Annotated in this window: 27 protein-coding genes; 12 read left to right on the top strand and 15 right to left on the bottom strand. The window is 69.2% G+C overall.

All coding sequences use genetic code 11. The annotated features are described in order from the left end of the window. Positions 1–92: 92 nt before the first annotated feature. The gene (locus LQ222_RS01195; protein WP_230163933.1) at positions 93–695 is read left to right on the top strand and encodes a CBS domain-containing protein; all 603 of its coding nucleotides are present in this window, start codon (positions 93–95) and stop codon (positions 693–695) included. A gap of 138 nt (positions 696–833) precedes the next feature. Continuing rightward, complete coding sequence (locus LQ222_RS26335; RefSeq protein WP_374202140.1) at positions 834–1,775, top strand: hypothetical protein; 942 nt, start codon at positions 834–836, stop codon at positions 1,773–1,775. Positions 1,776–1,831: 56 nt separating this feature from the next. Here the strand turns inward: LQ222_RS26335 and LQ222_RS01185 are convergent, their stop codons facing one another. From LQ222_RS01185 to LQ222_RS01160, 6 genes are all read right to left on the bottom strand, one after another. After that, entirely contained in the window at positions 1,832–2,479 is a 648-nt protein-coding gene (locus LQ222_RS01185) for a pyridoxamine 5'-phosphate oxidase family protein (protein WP_230163931.1), read from the bottom strand. Between the two features lie 304 nt (positions 2,480–2,783). Next, positions 2,784–3,599, bottom strand: a complete 816-nt coding sequence (locus tag LQ222_RS01180; RefSeq protein ID WP_230163930.1) for a cysteine hydrolase family protein — start codon at positions 3,597–3,599, stop codon at positions 2,784–2,786. A 71-nt stretch (positions 3,600–3,670) separates the two neighbouring features. Continuing rightward, positions 3,671–4,141, bottom strand: a complete 471-nt coding sequence (locus tag LQ222_RS01175; RefSeq protein ID WP_230163929.1) for a YHS domain-containing (seleno)protein — start codon at positions 4,139–4,141, stop codon at positions 3,671–3,673. 207 nt (positions 4,142–4,348) lie between these two features. Then, positions 4,349–4,822 carry a nuclear transport factor 2 family protein gene (locus LQ222_RS01170; RefSeq protein WP_230163928.1) on the bottom strand — a complete coding sequence of 158 codons (474 nt, stop codon included), beginning with the start codon at positions 4,820–4,822 and terminating at the stop codon, positions 4,349–4,351. Positions 4,823–4,835: 13 nt separating this feature from the next. After that, positions 4,836–5,798 (bottom strand): MBL fold metallo-hydrolase, encoded by a 963-nt coding sequence (locus tag LQ222_RS01165; protein WP_230163927.1) that lies wholly within the window; start codon positions 5,796–5,798, stop codon positions 4,836–4,838. A gap of 98 nt (positions 5,799–5,896) precedes the next feature. Beyond that, positions 5,897–6,826 carry a LysR family transcriptional regulator gene (locus tag LQ222_RS01160; protein WP_230163925.1) on the bottom strand — a complete coding sequence of 310 codons (930 nt, stop codon included), beginning with the start codon at positions 6,824–6,826 and terminating at the stop codon, positions 5,897–5,899. Between the two features lie 152 nt (positions 6,827–6,978). On the opposite strand from LQ222_RS01160, the gene LQ222_RS01155 reads away from it, so the two are divergent. Next, positions 6,979–7,527, top strand: coding sequence for a carboxymuconolactone decarboxylase family protein (locus tag LQ222_RS01155; protein ID WP_230163923.1), 549 nt, complete (start codon positions 6,979–6,981; stop codon positions 7,525–7,527). A 60-nt stretch (positions 7,528–7,587) separates the two neighbouring features. Further along, positions 7,588–8,079 (top strand): glutathione S-transferase N-terminal domain-containing protein, encoded by a 492-nt coding sequence (locus tag LQ222_RS01150; protein WP_230163921.1) that lies wholly within the window; start codon positions 7,588–7,590, stop codon positions 8,077–8,079. Here LQ222_RS01150 and LQ222_RS01145 read toward each other — a convergent pair. The 3 genes from LQ222_RS01145 to hdhA are packed head-to-tail and all read right to left on the bottom strand — an operon-like array spanning position 7,965 to position 11,284. Further along, positions 7,965–9,713: an alginate export family protein gene (locus tag LQ222_RS01145; protein ID WP_230163919.1), complete on the bottom strand. Its 1,749-nt coding sequence runs from the start codon at positions 9,711–9,713 to the stop codon at positions 7,965–7,967. The two genes, LQ222_RS01150 and LQ222_RS01145, sit on opposite strands and share 115 nt — an antisense overlap. Beyond that, the gene (locus LQ222_RS01140) at positions 9,710–10,504 is read right to left on the bottom strand and encodes an SDR family oxidoreductase (protein WP_230163918.1); all 795 of its coding nucleotides are present in this window, start codon (positions 10,502–10,504) and stop codon (positions 9,710–9,712) included. The genes LQ222_RS01145 and LQ222_RS01140 overlap by 4 nt, the downstream gene beginning before the upstream one ends. A gap of 18 nt (positions 10,505–10,522) precedes the next feature. Further along, positions 10,523–11,284 carry a 7-alpha-hydroxysteroid dehydrogenase gene (hdhA, locus tag LQ222_RS01135; RefSeq protein ID WP_230163917.1) on the bottom strand — a complete coding sequence of 254 codons (762 nt, stop codon included), beginning with the start codon at positions 11,282–11,284 and terminating at the stop codon, positions 10,523–10,525. A gap of 134 nt (positions 11,285–11,418) precedes the next feature. On the opposite strand from hdhA, the gene LQ222_RS01130 reads away from it, so the two are divergent. Next, positions 11,419–11,943: a helix-turn-helix domain-containing protein gene (locus LQ222_RS01130; protein ID WP_230163916.1), complete on the top strand. Its 525-nt coding sequence runs from the start codon at positions 11,419–11,421 to the stop codon at positions 11,941–11,943. A gap of 136 nt (positions 11,944–12,079) precedes the next feature. Here LQ222_RS01130 and LQ222_RS01125 read toward each other — a convergent pair whose 3' ends face one another. Beyond that, positions 12,080–12,226: a hypothetical protein gene (locus tag LQ222_RS01125; protein WP_230163915.1), complete on the bottom strand. Its 147-nt coding sequence runs from the start codon at positions 12,224–12,226 to the stop codon at positions 12,080–12,082. A gap of 54 nt (positions 12,227–12,280) precedes the next feature. On the opposite strand from LQ222_RS01125, the gene LQ222_RS01120 reads away from it, so the two are divergent. Together LQ222_RS01120 and LQ222_RS01115 are read left to right on the top strand one after the other, a co-directional pair. Then, positions 12,281–12,628 (top strand): AAA family ATPase, encoded by a 348-nt coding sequence (locus LQ222_RS01120; protein ID WP_230163914.1) that lies wholly within the window; start codon positions 12,281–12,283, stop codon positions 12,626–12,628. After that, positions 12,610–12,972, top strand: coding sequence for a hypothetical protein (locus tag LQ222_RS01115; RefSeq protein WP_230163913.1), 363 nt, complete (start codon positions 12,610–12,612; stop codon positions 12,970–12,972). The genes LQ222_RS01120 and LQ222_RS01115 overlap by 19 nt, the downstream gene beginning before the upstream one ends. 93 nt (positions 12,973–13,065) lie before the next feature. Here LQ222_RS01115 and LQ222_RS01110 read toward each other — a convergent pair whose 3' ends face one another. Continuing rightward, a complete protein-coding gene (locus LQ222_RS01110) occupies positions 13,066–13,260 on the bottom strand; it encodes a DNA methyltransferase (protein WP_230163912.1) in 195 nt (64 codons plus the stop codon). 673 nt (positions 13,261–13,933) lie between these two features. Here LQ222_RS01110 and LQ222_RS01105 point away from each other — a divergent pair. The 3 genes from LQ222_RS01105 (at position 13,934) to LQ222_RS01095 (ending at position 16,356) form a co-directional block, all read left to right on the top strand. Continuing rightward, the gene (locus LQ222_RS01105; protein ID WP_111472486.1) at positions 13,934–14,533 is read left to right on the top strand and encodes a Crp/Fnr family transcriptional regulator; all 600 of its coding nucleotides are present in this window, start codon (positions 13,934–13,936) and stop codon (positions 14,531–14,533) included. Continuing rightward, the gene (locus LQ222_RS01100) at positions 14,530–15,672 is read left to right on the top strand and encodes a putative sulfate/molybdate transporter (protein ID WP_111472485.1); all 1,143 of its coding nucleotides are present in this window, start codon (positions 14,530–14,532) and stop codon (positions 15,670–15,672) included. Before LQ222_RS01105 ends, LQ222_RS01100 begins: the two co-directional genes overlap by 4 nt. 99 nt (positions 15,673–15,771) lie before the next feature. Then, complete coding sequence (locus tag LQ222_RS01095) at positions 15,772–16,356, top strand: hypothetical protein (RefSeq protein ID WP_111472484.1); 585 nt, start codon at positions 15,772–15,774, stop codon at positions 16,354–16,356. 169 nt (positions 16,357–16,525) lie between these two features. Here LQ222_RS01095 and phnE read toward each other — a convergent pair whose 3' ends face one another. Genes phnE through phnC form a run of 3 tightly spaced genes read right to left on the bottom strand, consistent with a single transcriptional unit; the run spans position 16,526 to position 18,995 of the window. After that, positions 16,526–17,326 carry a phosphonate ABC transporter, permease protein PhnE gene (gene phnE, locus LQ222_RS01090; RefSeq protein WP_111472483.1) on the bottom strand — a complete coding sequence of 267 codons (801 nt, stop codon included), beginning with the start codon at positions 17,324–17,326 and terminating at the stop codon, positions 16,526–16,528. Further along, positions 17,326–18,195 carry a phosphate/phosphite/phosphonate ABC transporter substrate-binding protein gene (gene phnD, locus LQ222_RS01085; protein ID WP_111472482.1) on the bottom strand — a complete coding sequence of 290 codons (870 nt, stop codon included), beginning with the start codon at positions 18,193–18,195 and terminating at the stop codon, positions 17,326–17,328. The genes phnE and phnD overlap by 1 nt, the downstream gene beginning before the upstream one ends. Further along, entirely contained in the window at positions 18,192–18,995 is an 804-nt protein-coding gene (gene phnC / locus LQ222_RS01080) for a phosphonate ABC transporter ATP-binding protein (protein WP_207803039.1), read from the bottom strand. Before phnC ends, phnD begins: the two co-directional genes overlap by 4 nt. A gap of 73 nt (positions 18,996–19,068) precedes the next feature. On the opposite strand from phnC, the gene LQ222_RS01075 reads away from it, so the two are divergent. Then, positions 19,069–20,055, top strand: a complete 987-nt coding sequence (locus LQ222_RS01075; RefSeq protein ID WP_111472480.1) for an NAD(P)-dependent oxidoreductase — start codon at positions 19,069–19,071, stop codon at positions 20,053–20,055. After that, complete coding sequence (locus LQ222_RS01070) at positions 20,052–20,897, top strand: LysR family transcriptional regulator (RefSeq protein ID WP_111472479.1); 846 nt, start codon at positions 20,052–20,054, stop codon at positions 20,895–20,897. Before LQ222_RS01075 ends, LQ222_RS01070 begins: the two co-directional genes overlap by 4 nt. 107 nt (positions 20,898–21,004) lie before the next feature. On the opposite strand, the gene LQ222_RS01065 is transcribed toward LQ222_RS01070, so the two are convergent. Further along, complete coding sequence (locus tag LQ222_RS01065) at positions 21,005–21,352, bottom strand: rhodanese-like domain-containing protein (RefSeq protein ID WP_111472478.1); 348 nt, start codon at positions 21,350–21,352, stop codon at positions 21,005–21,007. Positions 21,353–21,378: the final 26 nt, after the last annotated feature.

Raw genomic sequence — 21,378 nt, 5'->3', positions numbered from 1 at the left:
GTGACTTGCGCTGCGAGCGGTGCCCCGGCGAGGTCCACCGCCGAGGCGCTGACGTTCCGCGCCGTCACGCGCACGCTGTTGTCGGACCACGCATGGCAGTCGAGCACGAAGGCGATGCTGCTGGTGTCGAGCGAGGCATCCGCGACGTCGCCCCGCCCTGCGCCCGGCAAGGTGACGTCGACGTTGCCGATGCACTTGCATTCGATGCAAACTACCAAGGCGGGGAAGGACAGGGCCCACGAGAGGAACCGATGAATACAGTCAAAGGCACTTTGGCCCAGAAGAGTGGCGCCCTGATCCATGTGCGTTCCGACGACATGGTCGTCGAGGCTCTGCGCCAGATGCGCGACAACCGTGTCCGGTCGGTGCTGGTTATCGACGACGACGTGCTGGTCGGTATCGTGACCCAGGGTGACTGCGCCATCAAAGTGCTGCTGCCCGGGCTCGATGCGAAGCAAACGCGGGTGAGCCAGGTGATGACGGGCAACCCGGTGACGGTCAAGCCGGACGACCAGCTGGAGGGCTGCATGACAATGATGGCTGCACGCGGGTTTCGCCATCTCCCTGTGCTGGACGCCGGCAAGGTCGTGGGCGTGATTTCGATCGGAGACGTCGTCAAGGACATCATTCGGGATCTGGAGCGCAACGTGGGGGACCTGATGGGATACGTCATGAGGGACGGCCCCGGAGGCTGACATACGAACGAAGGCGCGGGCGCCGGCGTCATTTTGCGGTGCCGTGCTGTCGTGACGCGAGCGGACTTGAAGACGCAGGCGCGGAAGCGCGGGGCCCGCCGGGCACGGTCGACACGATGACGATCGCCGGCAAAGCGCGTGATTGAACGCGCGATCCGCCGCTATCGCATCCATCCTGCGCGCCAGGGCCGGCGCGTTGGCGCGTTCGAGGACGGCCTGCCGCTGCAGTTCTGCGGGGAACTCCGTCACGCGCGGACAGGACCGTTCAGAAATCCCCACGCCGCAGCCGCTCAGCATCACGAGCCGCCGCATCTCCAACCGTCCTCGTCTGCTGTTCCTCGCGCATGGCCTCGACACTGCGGGCATCGCGACCGTCGCGGCGCCCCACCAGGTACGTGGCGCCAATCGCCGCCAGCGGTGCACGCGCGAGTGCGAGCCACTGACGGTAGGAGGCCAACAAGCGAGATTCCTGCTGCGGCGTCAGGTAAGCGGTGCGGCACGCGGACCTGTTGGGAGGATTGGGCCAAGAGCGTCGCTGAGATTGCGCGGGTAGACATACTGCGCATCTGCACGGCAGTGCAGGTCGAAGGGTCCGTAGAGCGGAAGGCGTTCGAGACGTTCCTTGCGGAGATTCGCGACGACCTGAACGACAGTCCCACCGAGGACGAGGGTATCGAGATGCTGGCCCAGCATGTCATCGCTCGACCCGTGTTCGATCCGCTGTTCGAAGGCTACAGCTTCGCCGCCAACAACCCCGTCTCCACAGCGCTACAAGGCGTGCCGCATGAGCCTGTCGGCGCCGGGCAGGCCGGGCAGTCCGAGGATCTCCGGGCCTGGCATCGCAGCAGGATGCCCGGCCGCCCGATCCGCCTGGGCAGTTGGCCTCAAGAGCACGATACGCCCTCCCGCGAGACTGCCCAGATGGTGCCCAACGGGCGGCCGGAAGGGACCCGGAAACGCCGGGTACCCGATGGAGGCCATCGGGTGGAAGCAGGCGGATATCTGCGGTTTCGATGGAGCAGCGGTGGGAACCGGAATCCAACCTTCTCTGGGGTGCGTCGGGCGCCTCTACGAGCGTGACAACTCTCCGAGTTCTGACACCGGGGCTCGGCAACCCGCCGGCAGGGTCGCGCCGATCAAGGCCCCGATGACAAGCGGGCTCCTGCGCCCGGGTCGGAGCCCGCCTCGGCGTCCAACTCGCGCAAGCGCTGCTCCAGAAGCTCGGCGTGGGCGCGCAGTGGCGCCGCGGCGGCCTCGACCTGCGTCGCCGTGAACCGCGGCGTGATATGCTGCGGGCAGTTCCAGTCGAAGCCGGCCACCTCGATCAGGAATCCGCGTTCGACCTTGCCCGGATAGCCCGGGACCGCGAGCCGTTCGAGCAGCGCCGGGTCCTCCGTCGTTCGCACCCGGCCGAGCAGCTTCAGCCGCGCGCGATGGGCGTAGTCCATGAAAAAGAAGGCCGCGCGGTCGTCGCCGGCCAGGTTGCCGAGCGAGACGTACTGCCGGTTGCCGCGGAAATCGGCAAAGCCGAGCGTCGTCTCGTCGAGCACCCGCACGAAGCCCGCGGGCCCGCCGCGGTGCTGGATATAGGGCCATCCGGTCTCACCCACGGTCGCCATGTAGAAACTGTCGCGCGCGCCGATGAAGGCGGCCTCCTCCGGGCCAAGCCGGTCGTGGTGCTGCTCGCCCCGATCCGACCGCGCATAGCCGGCGCGGCTGCCGTGGCGTTCCTGCTCCGCCCGCACCTGCGGTGTAAAGACCAGGTCCATGTAGGCGTGTGCCAAGCTGCGTCTCCTGCAAGCAAAGTTCAGTGTGGCCGGGATGTTCGGTCGCGCGCGGTCCAGGCAGCAAGCGGAACAGGCGCTCGATCTCCACGAGTGGCGGGTCGCTGATCGAGGCGAAGCGCAGGCGCGCAAGGCGCGCGCGCCGGACGCCCAATTCCAGTCTTCGTCGCTTCGGAACCAGCCGCCGCCGTCGTCGTGGGATTGATGTCGCGCGGGTGTTCATGCCCGCCCGGGAGCGGAAGGCGCCGCGGACCGCCTCTCGACGGCGTGTTCGCGGCGCGATCCAGGCTTCGCTGTCGCCAGGTCAGCTGCGGACGGCGAGGATCCTCGCCACGGCCTCCTCCGTGCGCCAGACGGCGTTCGCCACCATGCGGAAGTTGATCAGCGAGGCGAGATAACCATCACCCTCCGGCACCTTTGCACCCGCGGTCGCGTCCCTGACCACCGCGACCTCGAAGCCCTGCTCCATCAGCTCCCGCATGTGGCTCTCGACACACAGGTTCGACGACATGCCCGCGAGGATCACGTGGTCGACCCGCTGCTTGCGCAGCTGCAGGCCGACATCGTTCTGCTCCGGCCCATAGATCTTGTGCGGCGAGGCGATGATCGTCTTCCCATCGAAGATATAGGGCTTGTAGATGTCCACGAAGTCGGCGCCCGAGCCCTCGAAGCCGGTCATGTTGAGCGGGCCCGGGCGATCGAACATCTTGAGGCTGTGCATCACCCGCTCCAGCGTGCCCTCGAACTTCCAGCCATGGTCGGTCGGGAAGTAGTAGTGCGGGGAGACCACGACGGGGATGTCGGCCGCCTTGGCGGCGCGGAACAGGCGCTCGATGTTGGCGACCACGTTGTGCTCGCGCACGCTCTCGCCCACCACGCCCCAGGCGACGCCGCGCTCGGTCAGGAAGTCGTTCTGCGGATCGACCACCACCAGCGCGGTGCGGCCGCGCACCAGTTCCATGGTGCTGCGCGGCAGGGCGGGGTTGGGCGGGTCGGCGTAGGGCGAGGGCGTCTGCGCCGCCGCCGTGCCGGCGATGGCGCCGGCCGCGACGGCCCCGGCGACGGCGCGCATCGCGACGCGACGGCCGGGGTCGTTCGAAGCGGTCTCGTTGGTGTCCATGTGGGCGGTGTCCTTCGGGCGTTGCGGGAGGAGGCGCGGCGCGAACGCCGCGCCCGTGGCACAGCCAGGGATCAGGCGTTCAGGCGCGGCCAGTTCTGTTCGGCGCGGCCGAGCAGCGTGGCGCGATCGGCCCGCCAGAGGCCCATGACCCCCGCGTTGAAGAAGACGAACAGCTTGTTGTCGCGGACCTCCCAGCCGGCGACCGGGTCGATCGCGAACAGCTTGCCGTTCGCGACACCCCAGGCGCAGAAGCCGCCGTATTGCGGCTCGTAGCGCGCCGGGTTGCTCTGGAAGGCGTCGCGGTTCTGCGCCGTCGCGAAGCGATAGGTGCCGCCGCCCCGCGCGACGGTGAGGTCCTCGCGCCCGGCGACCGCCGTGCCCGCGAAATAGGCGACAGCGTCGTAGCCCATCAGCGCCTGGCCGGCATGCATCTGGTTGATGGTGCCGCCCGTGCGCGACTGCGCGAGCGCGAGGGAGGAACCACCGAGGGTGGCGCCGGCGAGGCCGCCGAGCATGAGGCGGCGGTTGATCATGAAGGTCATCGTCGTTTCTCCTGTGTGTGAAAGGCTGATCGTCCGCGCGGAAGGACGCTGCACCGCCGCGCCGGTGCCCTGCGCGCGCGGGTTCAGGCCGCGCGCCGTGGCGAAGGGGTCGCGCACCGTCCGGTCACGCCGGCGGTGCGTGCAGGCAAGGCGGGGTGCGGTGCGGACCCGGCCGGCTGCGTGTCGCCGCAGCCGGCCGGCCGCGCCTTACAGCCCGAGGTCGGACAGGCCGGGGTGGTCGGCCGGGCGCGGGCCGGAAGGCCAGCGGAACAGCCGCTCGGCCTCGGTGATCGGCCGGTCGTTGATCGACGCGAAGCGCAGGCGCATCAGGCCCTGCGCGTCGAATTCCCAGTTCTCGTTGCCGTGGCTGCGGAACCACTGGCCGCTGTCGTCGCGCCATTCATAGGCGAAGCGCACCGCGATGCGGTCGCCCTCGACGGCCCAGAGTTCCTTGACCAGCCGGTAGTCCAGCTCGCGCGCCCATTTGCGTTCGAGGAAGGCGCGGATCTGCTCGCGCCCCTGCGGGAATTCGGCGCGGTTCCGCCAGCGGCTGTCCGCGGTGTAGGCGCGTGCGACGCGCGCGGGGTCGCGGCTGTTCCAGGCATCCTCGGCGGCGCGCACCTTCACGACGGCACTCTCGCGCGTGAAGGGCGGCAGCGGGGGGCGGGTTTCGTGGGTCATGGCGCGGCCCGCCTCAGGCGGCGTAGTCGAAATCGGCGGGCAGCCAGGTGCGCGCGCTGCCCGCGCCGACGATGCGCCCGACGCCGGGGAAGGGCATGTGCGTCGCGGCGAGCGGCGCGCCCTCGGCGGCCGCCTGGTCGAAGAAGCGCGCGCGGGACGCATCGGCCGCCGCGCGGTCCTGTTCGAACAGGATGCCGATGCCCGGATGCGCCGGATGCAGGCCGGGGTGGAACAGCATGTCGGAGACCAGCAGCAGGCTCTCGCCGCCATCCTCGATGCGCACGCCGACCTGGCCCGGCGTATGGCCGGCGAGGTCGAAGGTGGTCACGCCGGGGATGATGCTTTGCGGCTCGTCCACGCGCTGCAGGCGCGGATAGAGCCGCACCAGCTCGGATGCCGCCTGGAACGAGCTTTTCAGCAGGTCCGGCGCCGCGGCCGCCTTGGCGGGGTCGGTGAAATGCGCGACGTCGCGGCGGTCGGCGAAGACCTCGGCATTCGGGAAGACGCGGCGGCCGCCGGCCACCAGCCCGGCGATGTGGTCGACATGCAGGTGCGTGGCGATCACCGCCTCCACCTGCTCGGGCCGCACGCCCGCGGCGGCAAGTGCCTGCGGCAGGCGGCCGCTGGTCGGGCTGACCGTGCCGGCCGGGCCGGCATCCACCAGCACGGTGTGGCGGCCGTCGCGGATCAGCCACTGGGTGAAGCCCGAGCGGATGCCGCTGGGCCGCGCGATGTGCATCCCGCGCGCCGCGCCCTCCAGCGCCTCCGGCGCGATGCCGGTGAACACCGCATAGGGGAAGTCGATGTAGCCATCGGGCAGGAAGCTCACCTCGAAGCGGCCCACGCGCCGGCGGATGACCGGCGGCGGCGCGCCGGGCGTGGTGGCGGCGGCGGTGGTGACGGCGGCGGGGCCTGCGCCCAGCAGCGGCGCGGCGAGCAGGGCGTTGCCGAAGAAGCGGCGGGAGAGCAGCGGCATGGGTGAGGTCCTTCCGAGCGATGCGCGGAAGATCACGCCATGGCGGTGCCGGCGGAATGCGCGATGCGGGCAACACTGCCTTCCGCCCGCGACAATGATCAGGCCGGCGCGGCCTCCAGGCGAATGGCGAGGTCGGATTCCAGCCGCGCGCGCAGCCGCGGCGCCGCGAGGTCGAGGAAGGCGCGCACCTTCGGCGCCACCAGCCGCGCCTGCGGTGTCACCAGGTGGACCGGCACGGCCGGCGCGCTGAACGGCAGGAGCACCGGCACAAGGCGCCCCTCGCGGATCGCGCCGGCCACCATGTAGCAGAGCGCAATGGTGATGCCCTCGCCCGCCTCGGCGGCGGCAATGGCGGCGGCCGCGTCGTTCAGCTCGAATCGTGGCGCGAGGCGCAGCGTCGCGACGCGCCCATCCTGCACGTAGCGCCATTCGCGATTGGGCATCAGGCCGGTGAAGCCGATCGCCTCGTGCAGGTGCAGATCGGCCGGGGTGGACGGCACGCCGCGGCGCGCCAGGTAGCTTGGGCTGGCGACCAGCAGCCGCCGAACACGCCCGACGGCGCGCGCGACCATGCTCGAATCCGGCAGGTCGCCGATGCGCACCGCGATGTCGACGCCCTCGTCGATCAGGTTCACCTGGCGGTCCAGCATCAGCAACGTGGCGCAGACGCGCGGATTGGCGCGCAGATACTCGGCGACCACGGGCGCCACGGCGGCGCGGCCGAAGGAGACGGAGGCCGTCACGGTCAGCTGCCCGGTCGGCAGCGCCATCTCGCCGGCGGCGTCCTTCTCCGCCTCCTCGAGCTGTTGCAGCAGGCTGCGCGCCTTGTCGAGGAACCGCAGCCCCGCTTCGGTGGGCACGACGCTGCGCGTCGTGCGGTTGAACAGGCGCACGCCGAGGCGTTCCTCGAGCGCCGCCACCGCGCGCGTGACGACGGGCGGCGAGAGGTGCAGGCGCCCGGCGGCCTTGGCGAACCCGCCCGTCTCCGCGACGGTGACGAAGATCTCCATGCTCTGCAGACGGTCCATCGTCGCCCCGCGTACCTGGTGCGCGGAGCCTGCGCCATTGCGCCAGGCGGAACAATCTCTTGCCGAAGGCGCGCATTCCGCGCCGCCGGCTTCGGGAGCAGCTTCCGCGACGACGCCGGCCATCAGGCTCGGTCGACGATGAGGAGCAACCCATGTCCCGCATCCCCACCCCCGCCAGCATCGATGCCGCGCCGGAAGCCGCGCAGCCGCTGCTGAACGCCGTGCAGAAGCAGCTCGGTGTGGTACCGAACCTGTTCCGCCTGGTCGCGAACTCGCCGGCCGCCCTCGAGGGCTATCTTGGCCTGAACGGCGCGCTGGCGAAGGGCAGCCTCGACGCCCGCACGCGCGAGCGCATCGCGCTGGCCGTCGCCCAGGTCAATGGCTGCAGCTACTGCCTCTCGGCGCACAGCTACATCGGCAAGAACATGGCGAAGCTCGACGATGCCGAGATCGCAGCGAACCGTGCCGGCGGCTCGACCGATCCGCGCGCCGACGCCGCGGTGCGCTTCGCCGTGAAGGTCGTGGAACAGCGCGGCCATGTCTCCGACACGGATCTCGCGGCGGTGCGCATGGCCGGCTACTCCGACGCGCAGGTCGTCGAGATCATTCTGCATGTCGCGCTCAACACGCTGACCAACTACGTCAACGAAGTCGGCGGCACGGAGATCGACTTCCCGTTGGTGCAGGCGCGCGTCGCCTGACCGCATCATGCGCCCCGGACGCAGGGCCGGGGCGCTTCCTCCGCTGAAGTACAGGCACCCATGCTCGACATCCACACGGCGCCGACGCCGAACGGCATCAAGATCCCGATCGCGGCGGAGGAACTCGGCATCGCCCATCGCATCGTCCTGCTTGAGCTCTCGCGCGGCGACCAGAAGCGGCCCGGCTTCCTCGCCATCAATCCGAACGGGCGCATCCCGGCGGTGGTGGACCGCGACGTGCCGGGCGACCCGCTTGCGGTGTTCGAGTCGGGGGCCATCCTGTTGCACCATCCATCAGCGTCTGCAGCCGATGCGCGTCGCGACCCAGTTCGGCCGCCGATCCCGCGGCGATGCGTGCCGGCCAGCCGCTTCAAGCGCCGGGCTCGAGCATGGCGCGGCTTCGGCCGAAGGATGGTCCGCTGGCATCCCCTTGTGTTTCAGAACGTCCAGAACAGCTGCGCCTGCAGCGTCGTCCAGTTCGAGGCGCTGCCGCCAGCGGCGGAGCGGATGGCCTCGCCGGGTTGCGCCAGGCCTGCGACACCCAGGAAATAGAGCCGCTCATTCAGCGGCATGCGAAGCACCAGCTGCCACTCCTGCCCAAGGTCGCGCGACGAGAGCTGCGAGAGCCTTGGATTGCCGCCGAGATTGTTGAGCTCCAGCGCGCGGTTCAGGTACCAGTCGAGGGTGAGGTTCGTGCCCTCCCACGGGCTGACGTTCAGCCGCACGCGATGGACCGCGCGGTTGGACTGCGTCAACAGCTTGCCCATCGTGATGCCCTGCAGCCATTCGTCGAGGCCGCCGGAATAGAGCGTGTCGAAGCGCTCGTAGCGCGAGGTCGCGGGATTGTCGCCGCTGAAGGCCGCGTAGCGATAGGACAGGCTCGGCGTCCAGGGCAGCGAGCGTGCGATGTAGCCGGCCTGCGCGTAGCCGCCCCAGGCCGACATCGGGAAATTCTGGTTGGACTGATGCGCCAGCGCTCCTTCGAGCCAGACGCCCGGAAGGACGTCCGGGTCGGCCCACCGGCCACGCGCCGCCACGGTCAGCAGCCCTTCGCGTCCGCCGGGTGAGCCGGCGTTGGGCACGAGATAGGCCGTGTCCGATGCAGGGACGTAGATTGCGTTCACCGCGGCGTGGCTGTGCATGTCGAAATTGTAGCGCAGGCTTCCGCCAAGCAGCTGCGTGCGGGAGAGGATATCCTCGCTGCGGTTCGGCTCCAGCCAGAAGCCGTTGAACACCCAGTTTCCGGCGCGCAGGTTGACCAGGGCAGCCGTGTCCGCGGCTGTGCGCGGCGAGAGATAGACGCCCGGCAGCCAGCCTGCGTTCAGCCGCTGGGTGAAGCGCGCGAGCAGGAAACCGTCCTCCAGCGTGAAGCTCTGCTTGCCCACGGAGGCGTTGACGCGGAGGTCGCTGTCAGCGGGCGCGTAGATCAGCCCGGCATAGGCGCGGTTCAGCTCGTTGGCGGAGCGCGTGTCGTCGCGAAAAATGTCGCGCCCCGACGTGATCGCGGCCAGCCCGGTGACCGCGCCATAGAGGTAGAAAGGACCGTCCAGCAGCCGCGTCGCGCCGCCGATGCCGTATTCGGCATAGGCTTCGGCCCAGCTGGCGCGTGCGCCCGTGCCGACGCCCTGCGGCGGATTGAGCGCCAGCGGGCTGCCGCGTGTGAAGGTGGATGGCCTGCCGAACCAGGGATGGCCGTCGGAGAACGTGCCGAGCCCGCCATTGGCGATGAAAGTCAGGAGGCTCCGCTCGTCGCGCCAGATCGTGGGGAAGCCCCGGATCCCCTGCTCCGCCAGTATGCCCGAGGGACCGCCCGGCGCCGCGCCGTCGCGCACGACGCGCAGCACGATGGTCAGGCTGCGGTGCGCGCTGTCGACCGCCAGCCGCAAGGTCGCGTCGCTGACGCCTGGCAGCGCGCGCACGCGCCCCAACGCCGCCTCCGTGACAATCGGATCGAAGGGCATGCCGGGCGAAAGGCCGAAGGCGCGCCGCGTGGCGGCTTCAACGGTGCCCTGGGCATCCGGCTCTCCCCGCAACTCGACCTCGACCGCGCTGATCGTGGCACCCTCCGCGAGTGCCGGAAGATCTGCCGTGCCGGGGCCACCGAGGCCGGTCGCGTTGCCAGGGCTCTGCGCGCGCGCCGGCGTGGCCAGCGCCAGCAGCGCCAGCAGGGCAACCGCGATCCTCAATGGCCGAAGAGGCGCACCACGCTGCCGCCGCCATGGACGTTGATGGTCTGCCCGCTCACCCAGCTTCCGGCCGGCGAGGCGAGCCAGAGCATGGCGTTGGCCACGTCCTTCGGCGTACCGGGGCGGCCGGTCAGCGTGTCGGGATGCATCATCCGTTGCTGCGTCGCCGCGTCGATGCCGGCGGAGGCATAGCCCGCTGTGATCACGGTGCCGATGAGGATGGAATTGACCCGCACCTTCTTTGCCAGCGCATGCGCCAGGCTCACCATGAGCTGGTTCAGCGCCGCCTTCGCCGTGCCATAGGCCAGGATGTCGTAAGCCGGCACAGCGGAGGAGAACGAACCGGAATTGATCACCGCCGGGTTCTTCGCCGTGAGCAGGTGTGGCATGCAGGCGGCGGTCATGCGGTAGGCGCTGATCGTGTTCAGCTTGTAGCTGTCGATCATCTGCTCCTCGGTGACCGCGAGCGGGTCGGGATTCACGCCGCCCCAGCCGACGTTGTTCACCAGGGTGGACAGCCCGCCAAAGGCCGCGACGGCTGCCGCCACCGTCGCTTTGATATCGGCCTCCTTCGTCACGTTGCAGGCCGTCCCCCGCACATCCTGGCCGGACTCAGCGGCGATCGTCGCCGCCGTCGCGGTCGCCTTGTCGCCGTCGAGGTCGGCGATCATCACCTTCGCGCCGGCGCCTGCGAAGGCGCGCGCGATGCCGGCGCCGATATTCTGCGCGCCGCCGGTGATGATGACGGCGTGGCCATCCATGCGGAAGGCGGCGAGGGGATCATAGGTCATGCTGTGCGTCCTTCCGCTTCAATCCAGTTCCTGCACGCCGCCGCCGCTGATCGTCAGCACCTGGCCGCTGACCCAGGTCGCCAACGGAGAGCAGAGGAAAAGCACCGCGTTGGCGATATCCGACGCCTCGCCAAGCCGGCCGAGCGGCGTGTGCTTCAGCATGGCCTTCTCGATCTCGGGCGTGAGCACGCTGGACAGCGCGGCGGTGCGGATGGCCCCGGGTGCGATGGCGTTCACGCGGATGCCCATCGGGCCGAGGTCGAAGGCGATGTTGCGCGTCAGGTGGTTCACCGCCGCCTTGGACGAGGCGTAGGAGGCCATACGCGCATTGCGGTTCTCACCGGCCATCGAGGAGATGTTGACGATCGCCCCGCCCCCAGCGGCCTGCATGTGCGGCGCCGCCAGCTGGCACAGGCGGAACACCGAATAGACGTTCAGCCGGTAGGCCCAGTCGAAGTCGGACATCGGCATGTCGAAGGGCTTGGGTCCGCCGCCGCCGGCATTGTTCACCAGGATGTCCAGCCGGCCGAAGCGTGCGATGGCCGCATCCGTCAGCGCGGTCAGCGCGGCTTCGTCGGTCACATCGCAGGCCCGGGCGATGGCATCGCCGCCGCGCGCGCTGATGGCGTCCGCGACCGCCTGTGCCGTGGCGGCATCGCGGTCGCTGACCACCACGGCCGCGCCCGCCGTGGCGAGCGTCTCGGCCGACGCGCGGCCGATGCCCGCGCCAGCACCCGTCACGATGGCCACCTGGCCATCGAGCCGCATCTCCACAGCCATGAACATCTCCCCCAGCGTGCGCTTGCCGGGGGGGTCTGCCGAGAGGAGGCTTCCACCGCAAGGCAGTAGGTGCCCAAAATGGGCGTCTGGCGCGAAGTGCTTCGCGCCGGCGGCGGCGACGGCGGGAACCAGGCATGAAACCGGAGGGGCCAGGCGGGCCGAATGGCGATCATCGCGCCGCAGACGGCTTCATCCGCGCCTATCGGGCACGCTTTCCTGAATACCACCTCGCATGGTCGATCTTCTTCGTTTCACACATGTCGGATCTGCGTCGGCAGATGGGGGACCTGGACGACGCGCTGCTGCTCGCCGCGTTCGGCCTGGGCCCGGTCGGGCAGAGGGCGCGCTTTGCAAGGGGCCAGGGTCGGAGCCGCGACGCCCGCAAGGGGCAGGACGGTCCGGCCGATGCCGCAACAAACGCGCAGCGCCTGGCCGATCTTACAGGCATCCCCCGCGAGACGGTGCGCCGCAAGCTCGAGGCATTCCGTCGCCGCGGCTGGGTCGAACAGGCGGAAGATCGCACCTGGAGGCTCGCCTTCGACGGCAGCGGAAGTGCGCTGGTCGCAACGGACCTCGCCGAGGCCAATGCAGCCTTGTTGGACCGGCTCGCTCGGCTCATCGCCGAGTTCGATCGGCTTGAACGCGAAGGGCTCGGTTAGAGCGCGAACGAGAATGAAAGCCGGCACCTTCCCATGCTACTCGGTCCAATGCTTCGAGCGTGGGGCGCTGCTGACCGTTGGGGCCACTACGACGCCGCGATGGCCTTCAGGATGCCGGTCAGGCTTTGTGCCTTCATCAGGCTATCCGCGGCTTCGTCACCCCGACCGAGAGCGTCGCCGCCGCCGGGTCGAATGTCGCCGCGGAGATGTTCCATGCCATCAGGCCCGGCGCCGCGGCTGGCGCCACGTCGACTGGAACCGTGGCTCCATCATCGTCGAGCATGCCGGTCGGCGTGATGGCCCGAGGACGAAATCTGGGAGGTCTCGGCGGATCGGGATGCGTCCGGTCGTCCACGACGTCCTGCATGCGATGTGGGTTCGGCGTGGGCATCCCGAAGCCGGGCGCGTGATCCCGGATGTGATTCAGCGCGATACGATGGCCACCATCTACGGGCCGCCAGCATCGCTGAAATCGTTCCTCGCCCTGCATGTGGCCAATGCCATCGCCTACGGCATGGAGTGGCGCGGCAAGCCCATCAAGCCCGAACGGGTGGCATACATCGCAGCGGAGGGTGCCAGCGCGGTGGGTGCTCTGCGGAACGAAGCATGGCGCATCTACTACCAACAGGACGTGACGCGATCTCGGATGTGGAGGAGACGGTGGAGTTGCGCGCCGTCCGCCTGACGCTCGCGCTCTCGCCGGTGCCGCAGGAGGTGGTGGATATCGCGCTGGCCGACCGCAGCTATCGGCTGCGGCCGGTCACGCTGTGCGGTGCGCTGCTGGATGCGCAGGGCGCCTTCGTGGCGGACCCGTTTCCGCTCTGGGCGGGGCTGATGGACACGATGGAGGTGACGGACGGCGCCGAGCCCTCCGTGGCACTGGCCTGCGAAAGCCGGCTGGTGGACCTCGAGCGGGCGGAGGTGCGGCGGTACACGGACGCCGACCAGCAGGCCGAATACCCCGGCGATCGGTTCTTCGAGTTCGTACCGGCGCTCCAGGAGGCGGAAATCCGGCTGCCGATCCAGTGAAGGGCTCGCCTCTCGTCCGCCGCTAACGACCGTGGCGACCCAGCACCTCCGTCAAGAGCGCATTCGGAGTCACCGCCGACCCTCGCTGAAAGATCACTGTCGACGCGCCGGGCGCGGTGGCTTCACCTTGCCGGGTATGCGCTGCCAACGCTGGATCGCCACATCGACATAGCGCGGATCGATATCCACCGCGTGGCAGACCCGCCCGGTCGTCTCCGCGGCGATCAGCGTCGTGCCGCTGCCGAGGAAGGGATCGTAGATCTCTGACAGCACCACCGGATCGGACACGCACGACCTCGACCACTCTGCTGCCGGAAGCACCTGCGCGACGTGGAATGGTCAGAAGTTCACGGCGATCAGAAGCTTCGGGCTTGTCGTCCCTGAAGCGGGCGAATACGCGGTCCTTGTCGTCCATGGACGTCCCGTGCGGCGGGGTGAGGCGGCACCTCGATGCCGCAAAGATGCTTGGTGGTCGATCAACGATTCGCCGCAATGCAAGCTTGCTGAGGCAATCGGATTACTGAATTTCGGATGCCAAGCCAGAAAAACTCGCCCATAGTTCAATGGCTTAAGCTTGAGGATAAAAGCAGCCTACCCTCAAGGTTTGGAGACTCTCCACTCTCTCCCGTCCGAACTCGCCGGTTGTTGTGACTTCGAACCATCAAGGTTCGTTCACAGACCACGGCCAAACCTGCGCCCCAGCGCGGACTGCCGTGTGGGAGAGACAGGTTGTGAGAGAGAGTATTGGAGCAGCGGTGGGAACCGGATTCCAACCTTCTCTGGTGTTTATGAGACGCGTCTCGCCGTCTGAGTCATCGCCCGGTGTGCAACGCTACGCTCCCGCGGTGCGGGTCTGAGCCGTCGTCGGCAAGACCAGCGTCACGCCCAGCAGAAAATCACTACCTTGCGGTCCATCGGGAGGATCGCGCAGCGCACCACCACTCTATATGATCGCGGTCACATGAGCCTCGATCTCCTCAGCACCCTTCCACCCGGCCGTGATGTCGCTCTGGCAAGGGGCTACCAACTTTTCTTCGCCGGCGATCCTGCCCTCGGCCTTGTTCTCGTGCAGGACGGGACGCTGGAACTCATCCGCACTTCGCCAGAAGGGCGCCGGCTGGTGCTGCATCGCGCCGGGCCTGGCGACACCTTCGCAGAGGCCTCGCTCTTCGAGACCCACCATCATTGCGACGCTGTCGCCGCGGTGCCGAGCCGTGTGACGGTGTTTGCAGCATCAGATCTGCGGCGGGCGGCCGAGACCGATCCATCGCTTGGCTGGCGCATCGCGGCACACCTGGCAGCGCGCCTTGTCGCGGAGCGTGCGAGGGCTGAGCGCCTGGCCCTGCCTCACGCGGCGGATCGGATCCTCGACGTGCTGCATGCCCTGCCGTCGGAGCCTGACGGTTCGCGGCGGCTCGATAGGTCCTGGAAGACCCTGGCAGCGGAACTGGGCCTGTCACACGAAGCGACATACCGCGCCCTTGCCCGTTTGGAACGGGCGGGACGGCTTCGGCGCGACGATGACGGCAGCGTGCACCTGCCCGTGGTGGCCGCAGCATGAAGCCCACCGCACGCCCCTCGATTGCCGGCGAGGTGGGCGGCGCCTTCGGCGACCTTGGTACCTTGCTGCCTGTCTTGCTCGGCGCAGTCGCGGTTGCGGGCATGTCGGCCGGCGGCGTGCTGGTGGGTTTCGGCGTGTTCCTCATCGCGACCGGTGTCATCTACCGCCTGCCGATGCCGGTGCAGCCGATGAAGGCGGTCGGCGCCCTCGTGATCGCCGGCGGGCTGGTGCCGGGCGAGGTTGCAGCCGCGGGGATCGCGGGCGGGCTGATCCTGCTGGCGCTGACGCTATCGGGTGCAACGGCCTGGGCGGCGCGCGTCGTTCCGCGCTCTGCGGTGCTGGGTCTGCAACTCGGCGTGGGCGCCAGCATGGCATGGATCGGGATCGGGCTTGTCTGGGCGGGGCCGCTCACAGCGGGCATCGCCCTGGTCCTGCTGCTCGGCCTGCCGCGGCTCGTCCCACGTCTCCCTTCGGTGCCGCTTGCCCTCGCAGCCGCCATTGCCGTGGATCTCGCCGCAGGCACGGCGCTGCCGCCGATGCCCTCGGTAGCCTTCGCCATGCCGCCGCTCGTTTTGCCAGGCAGCGGCGAGGAGGCCTGGCACGGGCTGCTGTTCGGCGCGTTGCCGCAACTGCCGCTCACGCTCGCCAATGCCGTGCTGCTGCCCGCCCTTTTGGTCCGCGAGATGTTCCCGCCCGCCTCGGCGGCGCATGCCTCTGAACGCCGGCTCGGCTTGGTCACGGGCGGAGCGAATGTGCTGCTCACGCCCTTTGGGGCCCTGCCGATGTGCCATGGCGCGGGGGGGCTGATTGCACAGCATCGCTTCGGGGCGCGCACCGGCTGGGCGCCGGTCCTGCTCGGCGCGCTGCTGCTGCCGATGGGCCTGTTCTTCGCGGAGGACGCGGCTCGCCTGCTCGCGGTGGTTCCATCGGGTGCGCTCGGCGCGTTGTTGATCCTCGCTGGCAGTGATCTCGCTCTGTCGCGGCGGCTGCTCGAGGTCCGCAGCGAGTGCCGGCCGGCCATCGCCGCCGCCGCAGTCGCGACCTTCGCACTGAACCCCGCGCTTGGCATCGCGGCCGGCTGGATCGCGGAATGGGCCCGAACGAGTCTGCGTCCCAGGCGGCGCGCTGACGAAGTCTAGATCAAGGGAGCCGATACCGATCCCACATGACCGCAGTCATACGCTTTGCATGGCGGGAGGCCGTACCTTGTCCAGCAACACGTTTCCGCGGAGCACTTCATGTCGCCAAAGCACTTCGCCATCATGGCTATGGCTATCCTCACCGCTGCAGGCGCCCTCGGCGCGCTGCATCTTGCGCCCGTGGCAGCCCAGGCTCCGCCCCACGGTCACGCGGGGATGCACCGGCCGGCTACAGCCGCAACACCGACGCTGCCCGGCCAGGACGCCTTCGGCACGATCCAGGAGATCGTCCGCATCCTGGAGGCCGACCCCACGACCGATTGGTCCAAGGTGACCCTCGCCGCATTGCGCGAGCACCTCATCGACATGAACGAGGTCACGCTCAAGGCCGTCGCCGCGGAGCGCCCCGTTGACGGTGGGATCGAGATCGCGGTGACCGGTACCGGCCGGACGCTCGACGCCATTCTGCGCATGATCCCGGCCCACGCCCGTGAACTGGACCAGCTGCCTGCCTGGCGTGCCCGCACGGAGGTGCTGCACGATGGCATTCGGCTCACAGTGACGTCCGCTGATCCGGGGGAGGTCGTGCGCGTCCGTGGGCTTGGCTTCATCGGGCTTCTTGTCAGCGGCGCCCACCACCAGCCGCATCACCTTGCCATGGCGCGAGGCCAGCACTTCCACTGAGTTCTAATCGGAACGTGGATGACGCGTGGGTGCATCGACGATCGCTGGCGGCGGACGTGCGACTCGGTACAAGCGGCTTCTGCCGATGATCGCTCTGCTCTCGCGCGGCTGCCGGGCACGGCTTCCCGTGCCCGGCCGGGGGCACCCGTCGCGGCGAGCTCTTCGGCCCTTACTTGAGCCGCCGTCGCAGAGCTGCGCCCAGGCTGTCCACCACCACGACGCAGGCCAGGATGGTGATGAGAATGGCCGCTACCTGGTCATAGGCGATTAGGCGAAGTGCTGCGATCAGCTCGAAGCCGATGCCGCCCGCCCCCACGATGCCCAGCACGGTCGAGGCACGGAAGTGGTATTCCCAGCGGTAGATGGTGATGTCGGCCAGTTGCGGCAGCACCTGCGGCAGCACAGCCTTGGTAATGACCTGAACGCGCGTGGCACCGGCCGCGCGCGCGGCCTCCACCGGACGCGGATCCGCGTGCTCGATGGCCTCAGCGTAGAACTTTCCGACCATGCCCACCGAATGCAGCGCCAGCGCCAGCACGCCAGGCAGCGCGCCGAAGCCCACCGCCGCCACGAAGATAATGCCGAGGATCAGTTCCGGCACCGAGCGCAGGAAGGAGAGCACCAACCGCGTGACGTGCCCCAGCGCCGGGTGCAGCGTGGTGTTGGGCGCGGCCAGCAGCGCCAGCGGTAGCGAGAGGATCACCGCCAGGATGGTGCCGGCAATGGACATGGCCAGCGTGTCCAGCAGCGGCCTCATCCAGAATTGCCAGCGCGAGAAATCCGGCGGGAACATCTCCGAGCCGAGCTGCGCCAGCGCCGGAATGCCCTCGGCGAAGCGCTGCGCGTCGAAGAAACCCGTGATGGCGAGCGCCGCGACGCAGATCGCCAGCACGCCTGCCACCAGCAGCGCCTGGCGGCGCCCGTCGGCACGCTCGGCCGCCAGGATGCCCTGTTGCATTGTCCCCGACATCAGCTCATCCGACCGAGGTCAAGGTTCAGGATGCGCGCCGTCTCGCGCAGCACGTCGTAAGCAGCGTCGTCAGTGGCGGCGAAGCCCTCCACGCGGAAGTTACGCAGCAACTCACCGTCGCGCAGGTTTAGGAAAGCATTGCGGATGGCCTGCTTCAGCTCGGGCGCCAGGTTGCCCTGCATCACCATCGGGTAGTTGGGGATGGGATCGGAGAAGGCGACGTCCACCAGCCGCTCGCGCTGGATGACATTCCGTGCCAGCAGCGAATGGAAAATCAGCTCCGACAGCGCGCCGACCGGGGCGCGGCCCGACTGCACGGTGCGGGCCACCGCGTCATGCGTGCCGACATGCACCACGCGGAAGTCGCGCTCGCCCACCAGGCCGGTGCGGCGCAGGATGGTGGCGCGCGGCACCAGGTGCGAGGAGGTGGAGGCCTGGTCGCCGAAGGCCATCGGGTGGCCGCGCACATCCTCCAGCTTCTTCACCGGACCGTCGGCGGTTGCGATGATGATGGAGCGATAGGTGGGCGAGCCGCGCTCGACACCCACGGCGAAGGGCTCGATGCCCTCGGCGCGGGACTTCGCCAGCACGTAGGAGAACGGCCCGAAATACGCGATCTCGATGCGGCCGAAGCGCATCGCCTCGATCATGGAGGAGTAGTCGGTCGTCACCACCACCTGCACGTCACGGCCCAGCGCCTGCATCAGATGCGTGCGCAGCGGCTGCGCGTTCTGGATGATGGTGGAGGCGTTCTCGTCTGGCAGCAGCGCCATGCGCAGGCGAGTGGGGTTCTGCGCCTGGGCATGGGCCTGGGTCGCGGCCAGCGCCGGCAGCAGCAGCGGTGCGGCGAGCAGGGAGCGGCGGTTCATGGCGTGGTCTCCAAGATGCGGGTGGCATGTACGGGGGTGGGCGCGGTGCCGCCGTAGATGCGGCGGATCGCTGCCTCATCGAGATCCTTGGGCGGTCCGTCGAACACAACGCGCCCGCCACCGATGCCGATGATGCGGTCGGCGAACTGGCGGGCGAGGTCGACCTGGTGCAGCGAGACGATGGCGGAGAGCCCGTCCTGCCGGCAGATGTCGTGCAGCAGGGCCAGCACGCGCTCGGAGGTGGCGGGGTCGAGCGAGGCCACGGGCTCGTCGGCCAGGATCAGGTTGGGCGCCTGGGCGAGTGCGCGCGCGATGCCCACGCGCTGCTGCTGCCCGCCGGAGAGCTGGTCGGCGCGGCGCAGCGCAAATTCCAGCAGGCCCACGCGCTCCAGCGCGTCCAGTGCGAGGTGCTTCTCGGCGGGCGAAAGCGGCAGCAGGCTGCGCAGGGTCGAGTGGTGGCCCAGGCGGCCGGTTAACACATTGGCGAAGGCGGTCAGCCGGCCGATCAACTGGTGTTGCTGGAACACCATGCCGGTGGAGCGGCGGTGCTCACGCCAGCCGCGCGTGCCGCGCACCACGCCAAGGCGGCTCGTCTCCACATGCCCCTCGCTGAGCGGCACAAGGCCGTTGAGGCTGCGCAGCAGGGTGGATTTCCCGGCGCCCGAAGGGCCGAGCAGCACGGTGAAGGCGCCCTCAGCGAAGTCGAGACTCGTGGAATGAAGTGCGCGCGTGCCATTCGGATAGACGACGCCAGCGGCGATCAGTCGTAGCGCAACGGCGCGGTCTCTTTGATCATTCATTTGCAACTCCACGCTTGTTTGATAATTTATCGCCGTATAACCCGGCCACGACGGCTATCGGAGTGACGTCTCGATGAAACCCGCCCCGCCACCTCGCATCCTCGCGACGCAGCCACTGCACGAGCGCGTCCTCGCGCGCCTGCGGGGCTTTGCCGCCGTCGAGATGAACCCGGGCCCCGAGCCCTGGCCGGTCGTGGAGCTGCGCGCCCGCGCCGCCGAGGCAGACGGGCTGCTCGCCTTCATGACGGACCATGTGGACGAGGCCTTCCTCGCTGCCTGTCCGCGGCTGCGCATGATTGGCTGTGCGCTGAAGGGGGCCGACAACTTCGACCTTGCCGCTTGTGAGCGCCGTGGCGTGGTCGTCTCCGTCGTGCCGGACCTGCTGACCGCGCCTACGGCCGAGCTTGCGGTCGGGCTGCTCATCGGCCTCGGCCGGCATGTTCGCGTAGGTGATGCGCTAGTGCGCGGCGGCGGCTTCGCGGGCTGGCGGCCGATTCTCTACGGAGCCGGGCTCGAAGGCGCGACAGTTGGGCTGCTGGGCTTCGGTCGAGTGGGCCAGGCTGTGGCTGCGCGGTTGCAGGGCTTCGGCTGCCGGATCCTTGGCCATGACGCGGGCGCCCCGGCCCCGCCGGGTGTGACCGCTGCGCCGATCGAGGAATTGCTGCCAGTGGCCGATGCGCTGGTGCTGGGCCTGCCGCTGACGCCCGCCACCCACCACATCCTCGACGCGAGGCGCTTGGCGTTGCTGCCGGCCCACGCGCTGGTGGTGAACGTGGCGCGTGGCTCGCTGGTGGACGAGGCGGCGGTGGCGACGGCCCTCGAAGCCGGGCGCCTCGGCGGATACGCGGCCGACGTGTTCGCCATGGAGGACTGGGCCCTGCCGGACCGTCCGCGCGAGATCCCGCCTGCGCTGCTCGCGCACCCACGCACGTTGTTCACGCCGCATCTCGGCTCGGCCGTCGCGCAGGTGCGCGAGGCGATCGAGATGGCGGCCGCGGAATCGATGGCCGCCTTCTTCGCCGGCGCGCCGGTGCCGGGTCTGATCGGAAGGGCGGCATGATGCTCGACCTCGGCCTGCTGAATAGCTTCGTCGCGGTCGTCGAAGATGGAGGCTTCCGCGCTGCGGCGCGGCGGTTGGGCGTGTCGCAGCCGTTGCTGACCCAGCGCCTACACCGGCTGGAGGAGGAACTCGGTGTGCCGCTCATCCAGCGCAGCCGCCGAGGCGGTACCCCGACGCCACAAGGGCAGCGCCTGCTGCCGCATGCCCGCCGCCTTGTGGAAGGCGCACGCCAAGCTGCGAGCCTGTTCACATCGCGTCCGCTGGTCATCGGCTCGGCGCGCAATCCGGGCCTTTACCTCCTTCCGCCACTGCTGCGTGCAGAAGAGGAACTGCGCCTCGGCTCCAACCCAGAGACACTCGAGTTGTTGGCGGCTGGCGAGACGGACATCGCTTTCACCGAATGGTGGGACGGACGACCAGGCTTCGAGGCGTTGCCGTGGCGGGAGGAGCCAGTCATCGGCATCGTGCCACCAGGCCACCGCTATGCGGGCACGGAACCGATACCGCTGGAGATCTTCCTGGCCGAGCCGTTGATCGGCGGAGAACCCGGCACCGGCATGGGCCGGGTGCTGGCCGAGGCCTTGGGCAGCGCGGCACCCCCGATGCGCGTGGCCCGGGCGATGGGCAGCACTGAGGGCGTGAAGCGAGCGGTGGCGGCGGGGCTTGGCGTCTCGGTGCTGCTGGAATGTGCGGCGCGCGACGAGTTGGCGGCGGGCTCGCTCGTCAGGGTCGCCCTTGCGGGCCCGGCCATGCGCCGACAGATCTGGGCAGTGCTTCCCGCCGATTTGCCGCGGCGCGCGCCGGCGCGGCTGTTCTATGAGCGCGTGCGCGAGCTGGCGTAGATCTTTCGGAGGCAGCGCGCCCGGGCTTGAACCATTGCCTATCGCGGAGGCTCCGTCCCTATGGGTTCCTGCGGATACTGCGGCGACCGTTTCGCCCTCAGGCTACTTCAACAGTCAGGCCCGCGACCTTGTCGTGCCTGGAATCCTGAGCCGCGCAGTGCCTCAACAGCATCGAACGACAACACGCAGTATGGTCCGCGGCAATAGGCGACGATCTCCATGTCGCGTGGCAGCGCGAGCATGGCCCGATTGAGCGAGGCGAGAGGCACGATCAGGGCGCCGGGCAGGTGGCCGGCCGCGAATTCATCCTCCGGACGCACGTCAAGCACGACGACGTCGCGCGCCTTCAGCCGGCCGAGCAGATCCTGCCGCGTCACGGCTTCCAGGCTGTCGCGGGCGGGCGTCACCACGGAGATGTTCAATTCGGCAGTCGGTCGGGCGACGATATGGCTCATCGACGCAGCGCGACGCTCATTGCGTG

Origin of the sequence: Roseomonas sp. CECT 9278 (assembly GCF_918698155.1) — a bacterium.
Classification (GTDB): domain Bacteria; phylum Pseudomonadota; class Alphaproteobacteria; order Acetobacterales; family Acetobacteraceae; genus Neoroseomonas.
This window is presented reverse-complemented; position numbering and strand designations above follow the sequence as displayed.